This window comes from Jeotgalibaca sp. A122, assembly GCF_052266715.1.
In the GTDB taxonomy this organism is placed as follows: domain Bacteria; phylum Bacillota; class Bacilli; order Lactobacillales; family Aerococcaceae; genus Jeotgalibaca.
In genome coordinates, this window is record NZ_JBQPRB010000004.1 from 164,291 (window position 1) to 176,400 (window position 12,110).

General features: G+C 42.4%; 14 protein-coding genes. 3 read left to right on the forward strand and 11 right to left on the reverse strand.

Annotated features, from left to right (window positions below; translation table 11 throughout):
* Nucleotides 1-24: 24 nt before the first annotated feature.
* Both ACTU7M_RS06335 and ACTU7M_RS06340 read right to left on the reverse strand, forming a co-directional pair.
* Nucleotides 25-222: a DUF1697 domain-containing protein gene (locus tag ACTU7M_RS06335; RefSeq protein WP_443473545.1), complete on the reverse strand. Its 198-nt coding sequence runs from the start codon at nt 220-222 to the stop codon at nt 25-27.
* Nucleotides 223-296: 74 nt separating this feature from the next.
* Nucleotides 297-1,277, reverse strand: a complete 981-nt coding sequence (locus ACTU7M_RS06340) for a diaminopimelate dehydrogenase (RefSeq protein ID WP_443473546.1) — start codon at nt 1,275-1,277, stop codon at nt 297-299.
* 127 nt (nt 1,278-1,404) lie between these two features.
* Between ACTU7M_RS06340 and ACTU7M_RS06345 the strand changes: the two genes are divergently transcribed.
* A complete protein-coding gene (locus tag ACTU7M_RS06345) occupies nt 1,405-1,989 on the forward strand; it encodes a sugar O-acetyltransferase (RefSeq protein ID WP_443473547.1) in 585 nt (194 codons plus the stop codon).
* Between the two features lie 96 nt (nt 1,990-2,085).
* On the opposite strand, the gene ACTU7M_RS06350 is transcribed toward ACTU7M_RS06345, so the two are convergent.
* The gene (locus tag ACTU7M_RS06350; RefSeq protein ID WP_443473548.1) at nt 2,086-2,520 is read right to left on the reverse strand and encodes a VOC family protein; all 435 of its coding nucleotides are present in this window, start codon (nt 2,518-2,520) and stop codon (nt 2,086-2,088) included.
* A gap of 76 nt (nt 2,521-2,596) precedes the next feature.
* Here ACTU7M_RS06350 and ACTU7M_RS06355 point away from each other — a divergent pair, with 76 nt between their 5' ends.
* Entirely contained in the window at nt 2,597-3,067 is a 471-nt protein-coding gene (locus tag ACTU7M_RS06355) for a GNAT family N-acetyltransferase (protein WP_443473549.1), read from the forward strand.
* Nucleotides 3,068-3,139: 72 nt separating this feature from the next.
* On the forward strand, nt 3,140-3,730 hold the full coding sequence (locus ACTU7M_RS06360; protein ID WP_443473550.1) for a trimeric intracellular cation channel family protein: 591 nt from the start codon (nt 3,140-3,142) through the stop codon (nt 3,728-3,730).
* On the opposite strand, the gene ACTU7M_RS06365 is transcribed toward ACTU7M_RS06360, so the two are convergent.
* The 8 genes from ACTU7M_RS06365 to glmM form a co-directional block, all read right to left on the reverse strand.
* A complete protein-coding gene (locus ACTU7M_RS06365; RefSeq protein ID WP_443473551.1) occupies nt 3,713-4,678 on the reverse strand; it encodes an alpha/beta hydrolase in 966 nt (321 codons plus the stop codon). The two genes, ACTU7M_RS06360 and ACTU7M_RS06365, sit on opposite strands and share 18 nt — an antisense overlap.
* A gap of 11 nt (nt 4,679-4,689) precedes the next feature.
* Entirely contained in the window at nt 4,690-5,232 is a 543-nt protein-coding gene (locus tag ACTU7M_RS06370; protein ID WP_443473552.1) for a cysteine hydrolase family protein, read from the reverse strand.
* Between the two features lie 83 nt (nt 5,233-5,315).
* A complete protein-coding gene (locus ACTU7M_RS06375; protein WP_443473553.1) occupies nt 5,316-6,083 on the reverse strand; it encodes a tryptophan-rich sensory protein in 768 nt (255 codons plus the stop codon).
* Nucleotides 6,084-6,101: 18 nt separating this feature from the next.
* A complete protein-coding gene (locus ACTU7M_RS06380) occupies nt 6,102-6,452 on the reverse strand; it encodes a DUF2200 domain-containing protein (protein ID WP_443473554.1) in 351 nt (116 codons plus the stop codon).
* Nucleotides 6,453-6,524: 72 nt separating this feature from the next.
* Complete coding sequence (gene rsgA / locus ACTU7M_RS06385; RefSeq protein WP_443473555.1) at nt 6,525-7,607, reverse strand: ribosome small subunit-dependent GTPase A; 1,083 nt, start codon at nt 7,605-7,607, stop codon at nt 6,525-6,527.
* Between the two features lie 30 nt (nt 7,608-7,637).
* Complete coding sequence (locus ACTU7M_RS06390) at nt 7,638-8,384, reverse strand: alpha/beta fold hydrolase (protein WP_443473556.1); 747 nt, start codon at nt 8,382-8,384, stop codon at nt 7,638-7,640.
* A gap of 91 nt (nt 8,385-8,475) precedes the next feature.
* Nucleotides 8,476-10,272 carry a glutamine--fructose-6-phosphate transaminase (isomerizing) gene (gene glmS, locus ACTU7M_RS06395; RefSeq protein WP_443473557.1) on the reverse strand — a complete coding sequence of 599 codons (1,797 nt, stop codon included), beginning with the start codon at nt 10,270-10,272 and terminating at the stop codon, nt 8,476-8,478.
* 470 nt (nt 10,273-10,742) lie between these two features.
* Nucleotides 10,743-12,095, reverse strand: a complete 1,353-nt coding sequence (gene glmM / locus ACTU7M_RS06400; protein ID WP_443473558.1) for a phosphoglucosamine mutase — start codon at nt 12,093-12,095, stop codon at nt 10,743-10,745.
* Between the last annotated feature and the right edge of the window lie 15 nt (nt 12,096-12,110).

Sequence of the window (12,110 nt, forward strand, 5' to 3'; positions counted from 1 at the left end):
CTCCATTATAACACAAAAACGCTTTCATAAATGTTCAGCTAATTCTTCAGCAACTTCATTGTCTGCTAACGAGTTTTCCCATTCATAGAGAATATTGCCACTGTTTAGTAGTGTCTCCACGCTCGTGCATCCCAATCGATAAAATAACTTTTTTAGATCTTCCATTGGAACGCGATGCTTGCCACCAACGTTTATGCCACGCAATAAACCGAGATATAGCATTCCTATCCTCCTCCTGACTCATATTCATCAAAAAAACCGAGATAAAAGGTTTAAGTTTCATCTCGGCGCATCTATTATAGGAGTTCTTTTCTTAGTTGTGACGATGTCTTTGGTGATAAATAGGACGGTGCCACATCAAATACAGATTTTGCCCCATAAATTCCCTCACTTGCCAAACGATGAGCAGCGCGCGCATACGCGACCATCACTGCTGCCGTAAAGCCTGGATTGCTTCCCAAATCCAGATTCAATTCATAAACCGCCATTGTATCTTCAGCCGTGTAACCGCGACGAATGACGTGTCCACCGTGAGGAATACCGCCGTGGTCACGTTCAAAAGTTTCTTCATCAATGAAATGGACTTCCGTTTCATAATCGGCAAAATAATCTTTCATTGTGGAAATCGTTTCAGCGATCGTCGGTTCATCCGCTCCGACTTCGGCTACAACATAGCACACGCGTTTATGTGAAGAAGTCTTGGTATAAACAACCTGTTCGCCATCTTTGATTTGTTTAATCAAACTTTCATTGGGAATAGTATATTGAACGCCACGTTTAACCCCCTCCACACGACGGATTGCATCGCTATGGCCTTGGCTTACTCCTTTTCCCCAAAACGTATAGGTTTCACCTTTTGGCAAAATCGCTTCGGAAATTAAACGGTTCAATGAAAAGAGGCCCGGATCCCAACCTGTTGCGACAATGGCAACATTACCTTGACGAAGTGCAATCTCATCCAAAATTTCAAAATGAGCAGGTATTTCCGCATGGTTATCATACGCATTGACGGTATTAAATGATTCTTGTAAAACCGGTGCTTGTTCTGGGATATCCGTCGCTGAGCCTCCGCATAAAAGAAGAACATCGATAGCGTCTTTCATCGACACTAAATCATCCATATGAAAAACGGGATTCTCACTTTCTACCGACTCGGGCTTGCGGCGGGAAAAAATACCGACTAATTCTAAATCTTCATTGAATTGAATTTGTTCTTCCACACCTTTTCCAAGATTTCCATAACCTACAATTCCGATCCTTGTCTTCTTATTTACCATAAAACCCCTCTTTTCATTTTATAATTAAGTTTATTATACATGAACCATGCTCGGATGTATTTCCGTGATGTTGCGAAGGTTTAAGTGTAAGATGGTAATAACTCATTTAATTTACGGGAGGTAAACAATGGATTTTAAAAAAGTAATGTTTAGCGGGGAAATATATAATCCGGATGATGGGGATATTCTGGAAGAACAACGCGCTTATAATGAATTACTATTCGATTTGAATCAACTGCGCCCTACCCAAATAAAACAACAAGAAGAGAAACTCAAACAATTATTAGCCCATTACGGAGAAGGCAGTTATATTCAACTCCCACTCTATGCTAATTGGGGCTGTCATACTCATTTTGGCAAAAATTGCTACGCTAATTTTAATCTTACCCTTGTCGATGACGCACCCATCTATATCGGGGATGATGTTATGTTCGGTCCAAACGTCACTTTGTCAGCGGGTACGCATCCCATTGACCCTGAAGCACGCAAAAAGCATCTGCAATATAATCAATCCATTACTATCGCTGACAATGTCTGGATCGGCGCTAATGTTGTCGTGATGCCCGGTGTAACAATCGGTGAAAATTCCGTAATTGGTGCCGGTTCAGTAGTAACACGCGATATTCCTGCAAATGTTGTTGCCGTCGGTTCCCCTTGCCGCGTTCTGCGTGATATAACGGAAGCGGATAAAATCGTTAAACAGGACCTTTAAAGTGACTTAGTCAGTTTTTTTGATTCGCAAGTCACTTTAAAATAAAACAAAATGACTTGCTCGGCAGAAAATACCAGTAAGTCATTTTAAACGTCATTATTCAATAACCAGCATGTTTTGTTCATCAAATTCCCAGTCTGGTCCGTAGGCGACTTCCCAATAATAACCATCCAGGTCCATAAAATACCCACCATAACCGCCCCAAGATAATTGTTGGGGCTTTTTGGCAATTGTTGCTCCCGCTTCCGCCGCTCTCTTCATAGCCGCGTCCACTTCTTCCTGGGACTTCATATTGCAGGCAAGTGTCAATCCCGGGAAACCTCCCTGGGATAATGCTGGAGGATCCATCGCATTAATATCCCGAGCCAGTTCCTCCAACGGAAATAGCTCCAGCTTGGATCCTTCGTTATTGAAAAAAACAATCGGCGGATTTTTTTCGTCTGTGCGCGTTTGAAATCCGATTTCGCGGAAAAACGCCAATGATTTTTCCATGTCCCGGACACCTAAGGCGATTAAATTAATTCGGTTCATATAAATTCCCCCTTTGAAAAATAAATTTGACCCGTTCAGATGGTTTCGATAGACTGTTGAAAAAAGGAAGTGTGCCATGATTATTAGAAATATCACCCATTCCGATAACCTTGCCATCAAAACAATTATCCAGGATGCTTTAAAATCCCGTGGCTTTGATTTACCCGGAACTGCCTATTTTGATCCACAGCTGGCGGACTTAACCTCTTATTATGCCGCCACCCCAAATGCTGCATACTGGGTATTGGAGTTGGACGGTGAAGTCATTGGTGGCGTTGGAATCGCGCCATGGCAGGATGGAATTTGTGAGCTACAAAAACTCTATCTGAAAGACAGCGCTCAGGGACACGGTTATTCAAACCTTCTCATGAAAACAGCTCTCGCTTATGCGGCCACACATTATGAAACTTGTTATCTGGAGACGCTCAAGGAACTTGATGTGGCTTGTCGTCTCTATGAAAAATTTGGTTTTACTTTGTTAGATCAACCTTTACCCGGTTCAGAGCATACCGCGATGGATGCTTGGTACTTGCTGACCTTCAAGTGATCCTATTTCCGAACCTCCCAATAGCTATGATAAGGTATAAGAAGATTTTGTTTATCAGGAGGGTTTAACAGAATGATAGAACTATTTAACTTTATGGGAATCATTGCTTTTGCAGCCAGTGGGGCGATTACCGCCCTGGAAGAAAAATATGACATTCTGGGATTTTATGTCCTTGGCTTCATTACATCATTTGGTGGTGGGGCTATCCGAAACTTACTGATCGGATCGCCCATTGAGTTGATATGGTCGCAAAACGCACACTTCATTGCTGCTTTCGTGACCATCACTGTTGTCTTTTTTGTTCCCCAACGCTGGATTGACCGTTGGGATAGATGGGCGGTACTTTTCGATGCTATCGGATTAGCCGTTTTTTCGATTCAAGGTGCTTTTGCAGCCTTAAACGCAGGAATGCCCTTGAGTGGTATCATCGTAGCCGCCACCCTAACTGGTTCAGGTGGCGGAGTAGTGCGTGATATACTCGCTCACAAGGAACCCATGATTCTGCATACCGATATTTACGCATTATGGGCCGCTATGGGCGGCCTCATTATTGGTTTGGATCTGATTGATAACCTATGGGAAGCTGGTTTTCTTTTTGGGGCCATCGTCTGCTTCCGTCTCATTTCAGCGCATTATGATTGGCGTTTACCGCGCCGAGTCTAGTTCACTTAAATTCATGAATCGTCCAGCAAATTTCCATATCGTATGCCAATACAATTCCGGAGCAACATTCACTGCTTCAGCATGCCCCGCTCCGGGAATTGTTAATTTTTCTTTTTCGCTTTGGGTAGCTACATATAAGTCTTCCATCATCTGGTAAGGTACAAAGGTATCTTCTTCCCCATGAATAAATAAAATCGGAACCTTCGCTTTGGAAAGTTGCTTCACCGCTGAAGCTTCAAACAAATTGTAGCCTGCTCGAATTTGAGCGACCGTATTAGCCGCTTGTATTGCTGGAAACTCCGGTAGATTAAACCGTTCCTTCAATTGATAAGAAAGAACGGAGCGCGCACTTGTATAGCCACAATCCTCCACAATCACCTTCACATTTTCAGGTAAACGCTCTCCTGCCACCATCATGACGGTAGCGCCCCCCATTGACACACCAAATAAAATGATTTCAGCGATGGGATCCTCCGCCATGATTGCATCCACCCAATTTAAAATATCCATCCGGTCGTGCCAACCCATACCGATGTAATCGCCATCGCTCATACCATGTCCCCTTAAATCAGGGGTTAAGACATTTAGACCTTTTTCGTAAAAACCACGCGTCCATTGCGTCATTTCCCGATTATGACTCGTATAGCCATGAACCACGATGACCCATTGGTGTGTAGTTGTGGCTTGCGGATAAAACGAAGCATGCAATCTAAGCGCCCTTTTATCCTTTGAAACAAGATATTTCTCAAGCGGTGGATGTTTTTCCAGAAAAGCAACATTCGCTAAATCCGTTTCTGTTAAAACATCTTTTTCAACGGGGTCATTCTCTTCAACGAGTTGTTTCTTTTTCGTTTTCAATGCGTATTCATAGAAAAAATTTCCAACAGCGAGGTACGAAGCAGCAACGAAACTTGACACCGCTGCGGTAATGAGGATTCTCTTTTTCATCGCGTACTCCTTTAATCGATGATTTCCGTGTGGAAACACCGTACCATGTGATTCAACATCGTTTCACCCAACTCGGTAAAAGTTGCCACGCCCCGTTTGTGGATAGCGGTCCGGAAACCTTCTGAATCTGCACCTGCAACCGTCATAAAATCACAAATATCGGTTGTAACCCCCACAACGTGGACTTTTTCCACACCTTTTTCCCGCAATGTATCCGCTAAAGGTGTTTTGAAAAAAGCATTGTAATTGGTTTTAGGAACATAATGAACGAGGTCGTTTGTTTGATTTTCATCGTACCAATCATTGAGTGCTCCGTAGAGTTTTTGTCCCTCGGTGCCTACAACATTATGGGCTGGCCATAATTCAAAGTGTGAATCATTCACTTGATGAGCATCCATGCCAATCACAACCGGTTTTCTCTCAGCAAGAAATTGATTTGCCAAATCAACAATATAAGGAACAATTGCCTGAGCTGGTTTTCCTACTGTCAACGTTCCATCATCCGCTACAAAATCATTACTCATGTCCACAATCAACAAAGCTTCTTTTGTCATTTTTATCGACCCCTATCGCGTTTTTCCTTATTATAACCCAATACAAAAAAGAACCGCAGCAGGATGCTATGGTTCGATAAAATCTATTCCGGTAAAATGGTAAGCCGATTTCGGTAGAATACGAAACCTGCCAGTAAAACCAGGATAACCATGCCACCCAACGCGACAATCCTGACCAGTCCAACATCACTCGCACCGGATAACTCTTGATAAATACCCCAATAGGCCCACGCAATCGGAAGTGGAAAAGCTGCATTCTTCAAGCGTAATAAAACGGCCAAACAAAGTACAACGGAAATTGCCAAGATGAGGGTAGCCCAAACTTCATCAGCATAACCGAATCCATTCCACTCGATTTGAACTAAAAAGGCTGAAATATTAACAACCGTTGCAATAAACAACCAACCCGCGTTAAGGCCAAAAGTCAGTGGTAATAACCACCGTTTACCTTCCTGGATTTTCAAAAGAATTTGAATAATTCGCGTTAAGCTCAAGAGGTACCCTACTATGAACAATGTCGAAATCCCGATTTGATAGTAGGAAAAGGCGACAATCCATATCATATTAAACGCTGAGCTCAGCCAAAAGAATGGTGAAATGCCATTGATTGCTTTTTGATAATACGGCTCATCACTTTTTACAATCATCACAATCATACTTGCAACCAAAAGACCATAAATGACGCTCCAAATACTGAATGCAAATCCCGCCGGTGTTATCAGTGTCTGAAATTCAGCGGAAACCTCTCCTTGGGAAGCATTATTTATCATACCCGTGCCACCGAGGAAATTGATTCCCAACGTTGCTAAAAGGATTATCAGGTTAAGCCATGCTTTCGTTTTTGTCTGCATTTCAATCACTCCATTCTATTAAGTCCTTAGTATCTTTTCCATTTTTTTACCTTTTGCCAACTCATCGATCAACTTATCCATATACCGAATTTCCTGCATCAATGGCTCTTCGATTTCTTCAACGCGGACCCCACAAACGACTCCCTTTATTAATGAACGGGATGGATTCAGTTGTGGAGCCTCCGCAAAAAAATCTTCCATGTTCGTTTCTTTAGTCAACTGATTCTCGAAACTTTCTTGGTCGTAACCGGTTAACCACCAAATAATTTCATCAACTTCTGCTTTCGAGCGCCCCTTTCTTTCTGCTTTGTTAATGTATAATGGATAGATTCTTGCCATGGTCATATCATATATTTTATGTCTACTCATCTAACTTCGCCTCCAACCTCTTATGCTATTACCATTATAGCCAGAACAGTTACGATTCTCCAAGCAATGCTATCACTGCTTTCTTCGCTTTATTTCCTTGAGGTATTTTTTTACATTTTTTATGCCACCCATTTCGCTGAACATCTCATTCATTTTTTCACGTTCAATCATTTTGGAATTTAAGCCATCATATTTCGTTTCTTTGGCAAGTTTACGGTAACTCTCCAATCTCTCTACTGGCAAGGTGCCCTCCTGGATGGCTTGCTGAACGGCGCAGCCCGGTTCAGTCGTATGGGTACAATCATTGAATTTGCAGTGGGTGGCTAGTTCTTCAATGTCACTAAACGATTTGGCTAAGTCCGTTTGAATGAGGCCAAGTTCCCGCATCCCTGGTGTATCAATGACTACACCGGCACCCGGAACAAGAAGTAACTCACGGCTAGTCGTGGCATGTCTTCCTTTGTCATCATTGCGGAGGCCTCGGGTCATCATTATTTCCTTGCCGACCAGGTGATTGATGAGGGTCGATTTGCCCACACCGGAAGAACCGATAAATGCAACCGTCTTCCCAGGTGCCACATATTTTAGTAGCGCGTCAAAACCCTCTTCTCGTGCGCTCGAAGTTATGCATACATCCACCCCGACCGCCACCGCATGAATATCATTCAGCTGCGCTTCAACATCGGCACTTAAGTCCGACTTCGTCAGTACAACAACCGGCATCGCTCCACTATCCCAAGCCACGGCCAGGTAGCGTTCCAACCTTCTTAAATTAAAATCATTATTTAGCGCCATACAAATGAAGACGGTATCGATATTGGCTGCTACCACTTGACTATCTTCGCGTGTGCCCGCTACTTTTCGTACAAAGACACTTTTTCGTGCCAAAACGTGATGAATAATGGCATGGCCAGATGCATCATTCACCCGGTCAACCATCACAAAATCTCCCACCGCAGGAAACTGTGACAGTTCCTCTGTTTGATAATGAAATTTACCAGAAATTTCAGCTGTGACTTCACCTTTTTCCGTCAATACCTTATATAAATTTTTCGATTGCGATGAAACCCGACCGACAAATAAATCGGGATATTTTTGGGCTTCGTTGACAAATGATTCCGTGAGGGCAATTTTGTCCATTTCTAGGTTCGTCATTTTTTTATTTCCTCCTAGCTTGTTACCATCTTAACGTGGTGAAAGTTCGGCCTGTTCTATAAAACGCGTCACTTCTTCAACCGTGACTTGTTGTTGCTCCAAAGGCGAAATCAAAGCCTCGCCATCGCCATCTTGCTCACCATAATTACCAAATTGCGCATGATTTCCACCTTCAATTATGAATTCTACATAGTTAACGGGTAACATCGAACGGTATTCCTCTACGCTTTCCTGACTCAAAACTGTATCTTCGCTACCATAAATACTCAAGACCGGAAGACCCGTTTCGGCCAAATCTGCAGTGGAATAGGCAGCCAACAATATCAATCCATCTACATGGTTTGGATCATTCCCCGCAAAAATTGCAGCCATCGACCCACCCAGTGAGTGCCCCGCCAAATACCACTCCGTAACTTCTGGATGTTCCATCATTACATCTCCAGCCGCATCAATATCAAACACCGCCAATCCAAATGGCATCTCTACCAAAAATACCGAATAACCATTTTCAGCCAATTGACGCATCAACGGTGCATAACTCTCATATTCCACTTTGCCCCCTGGATAAAAAATAATCCCTACTTCTTTTGATGCTTTGTTTTTTGGAGAAAAGTACAGCGGATCTTCCCCCACCACTTGAATGAGGTCGTCAGATTCCAGGGCTGTAAGTGCTACATCTTCCGCATTTGAATCATCATTCACATAGATTAGAAATATACCCACCATAATGAGCAGGAAAATGAATATGCTACCCAACACTTTTTTTACCTTCTTCATGTCCTCTCCCACTTTCATCCCTTCGTTACTCTTATTATAAGTCTAAATTCAAAAAGAGCAGAAGAAATAACTTTCTCCTGCTCCGCAATGTCTATTCTACTGTAACAGATTTCGCTAAATTACGAGGTTTATCCACGTCATAACCACGTTGCAAAGTGGCATAATAAGCAAATAACTGGGTTGGTACGACTGCCAATAGCGGCGCCAACAACGGATGAACAGCTGGCAATACCATTTGATCATCCCTTTGCTCCAATCCTTCCATCGCAAAGATACACGTATGTGCGCCACGAGAACGCACTTCTTCAATATTTCCGCGGGTGTGGCTAGCATTATTTTTTTGGGTGATAATTGCCATCACAGGGGTACCTTCTTCAATCAAGGCAATGGTCCCATGTTTCAATTCTCCAGCCGCAAATCCTTCTGTTTGGATATAAGAAATTTCTTTTAATTTTAAGGCTGCTTCCATCGAGACGTAGTAATCCAGTCCCCGACCAATATAGAAAGCACTGCGCTGCTCAGCGAGGTAACTTTGCGCTAAATAAGCAATTTGTTCTTTTTCAGTAATGACGGTATCCATAGCGTTCGCAACCAGACCCAGCTCGTGAATCATGTCAATATCCGCTGAATCACTGAGTGTTGCCGCAAGCACCGCCAAAACAGAAATTTGGGCTGTGTAGGCTTTGGTTGAGGCTACCGCTATCTCCGGACCAGCATGCAGTAACAGCGTGTAATCAGCCTCGCGCGATAACGTCGAACCTTGCACGTTGGTGATTGTCAGAGTTGGATAACCCCACTCCTTCACTTTTACCAAAACTTGACGGCTATCCGCTGTTTCGCCTGATTGGGAAATGAAGATAAACAATGGTTTTCCAACAACCAATGGCGGGTTGTAAGAGAACTCACTTGCCACATGCACTTCAGTTGGGATGTTCGCTATCTTCTCCAAGTAGTGTTTACCTAACCAGCCAGCATGGTAGCTCGTGCCACAAGCTACAATATGGATGCGGTCTGCCTCTTGAATAGCTTGTTTTAAATCAGCGGAAATTGCCAATTCACCCCTGTCGTTTTGGTACTGTTGGATGATTTTCCGCAATACCGCAGGTTGTTCATCAATTTCTTTCAACATGTAGTAAGGATACATGCCCTTTTCCAAATCCGCTGCGTCCACAGTTGCTTGATAGGAATCGCGCAAAATTACTTCACCTTCCAGCGTTTCAATTTCAACATGGTCTTTTGTCAAAGTAACCATTTCGCCGTCGTGAATTTCTACATATTCATTTGTTAGCTGGATCGTTGCCATCGCGTCGCTTGCGACGACATTGAAGCCATCTCCAACACCGATCAGTAATGGACTTTTATTCTTAGCGGCAAAAAGCGTTGCTGGTGCTTCGGAATCGATTAAAGCAAAGGCATACGAACCTTTGATTAATTTTAACGTATTCCGCAATATTTCTTTGGTGGATAATTTTTCTTTTTGTGCCAGATGGGCAATGACATTCACAACGATTTCTGTGTCTGTATTTCCATAAAGTAAAATATTTTGTAAGTAGGTTTCTTTCAGTTCCTGAAAATTCTCAATGACACCGTTATGGACAAGTGTAAAACGACCATCCACTGATTGATGTGGATGAGCATTCACGATACTTGGTACGCCATGTGTCGCCCAACGTGTATGCCCAATCCCCATATGTGCGGGAACCGTAAAATCAACAACCTCACGTAATTCCGCAATACGACCTTTTTCCTTGAACAGATGACTTTTCCCTTCTTCATCGACCACAAAAATCCCTGCTGAATCGTAACCCCGATATTCCAATTTCTCTAAACCTGATAATAAAATTTCCTGTACAGCATCTTGACCGATATATCCTACAATTCCACACATAGCAAATAAACCTCATTTTTCTATTAAATTTGCTTCTGGGTGTGGGAATGGACCTCTGTTTAAACTTTGCAGTTTATTTTTTATCCACTCTGTAGATTACACTTACCTTGAGTCATCCGCCGAATCTTTCGATAAACTCAATCCTCGTCACCTTACACAAGCATGTCAGCTTGGTTAGGCCTGGCGCTATCCGTTCTAACCTCACCTATCCTCCTTATTCTCAAATTTTCCAGAAGCAAGGAAAGTATATACTAAATGACAGCAATTAGTCAACAATCCCTTCAAATGCTTCATTAATTTCTTCCATTTTAATAATTAAACCATTTTGACATAAGTTTTTACTTCAAATGGTTTAATTATTCAGGATTAAACCATTTCAACCTTAACCTTCGTCCAAAATGGTTTAATTCCATCAAATAAAGCTGTAAAAAAGAAGCAGCCAGGAAAACCTGACTGCTTCTCATAATATTCTATTCACCGATTTCTTGACGGACAATATCGGCAATACGTGTTACGTATTCATGTGTTTTTTCATCTGTTTCAGCTTCAGCCATGATACGCAATAATGGCTCTGTACCGGAAGGACGAACCAGGATACGACCATTTCCAGCCATTTCCGCTTCAACTTGATCGATGACAGCCTTCACAGCTGGAATTTCCATAACACCGTTTTTATTTTTAACCCGAATGTTAACAAGTTCTTGTGGGTAAGTTGTTACTTCAGCAGCCAACTCGGAAAGTTTTTTGCCTGTTGCTTTCATGACATACATTAATTGAATAGCGGACAAAATACCATCACCCGTTGTATTCAAATCAAGGAATACGATGTGACCTGACTGCTCTCCACCTAAGTTGTAGCCATTTTTACGCATTTCTTCAACAACGTAACGGTCACCAACTTGGGTCTTCAATGCAATCATTTCTTCTTTTTCAATTGCTTTATGGAAACCAAGATTACTCATAACAGTAGATACGATTGTATTATGTTTTAATTCATTTCTTGATTTCAAGAATTTGCCACAGATGAACATGATTTTATCGCCATCAACGATTTCACCATTCTCATCCACTGCAATCAAGCGGTCCCCATCACCGTCGAAGGCAACACCAATATCAGCACCTTTTTCGCGTACAAATTCTTGCAATTGTTCAGGATGAGTAGAACCAACACCAGCATTGATATTAGTACCATTCGGTTTAACACCCATCGTGAAGAAATCTGTTTCTAAATCAGCGAACAAACGGTTTACAAGTGGCGTAGCTGCGCCATTCGCACCATCCACACAAACTGTTAAACCTGATAAATCAGAGGGGATTGTTGTTTGCAAGTATGAAATGTATTTCAATACACCTTCATTATACTCGTCAACTGTTCCCAAACCGTCAGCTGCTGGACGTGGTAAAGTATCTTCTTCTTGGTCCAAGTATGCTTCAATTTCCAATTCTTGGTCATCAGAAAGTTTGAATCCATCTGCGCCGAAAAACTTAATGCCATTATCTTCAGCTGGATTATGTGAAGCTGAAATCATAACGCCTGCTACTGCACCTTGAACGCGTGTCAAATACGCCACGCCAGGGGTAGTAATAACGCCTAATTGCAATACTTCAATGCCGACTGACAACAAACCTGCTATAAGAGCATGTTCAAGTAATTGACCAGAAATCCTTGTATCACGTGCAACCAAAACAAGAGGTTTGTTTACATCTGGAGCGTGCTCCTTCAAAACATGTCCACCATAACGCCCTAATTTAAATGCTAATTCCGGTGTTAGTTCACTATTTGCAAGGCCTCTCACGCCATCTGTTCCAAAATACTTACCCATTCTTCAATCTCCTTT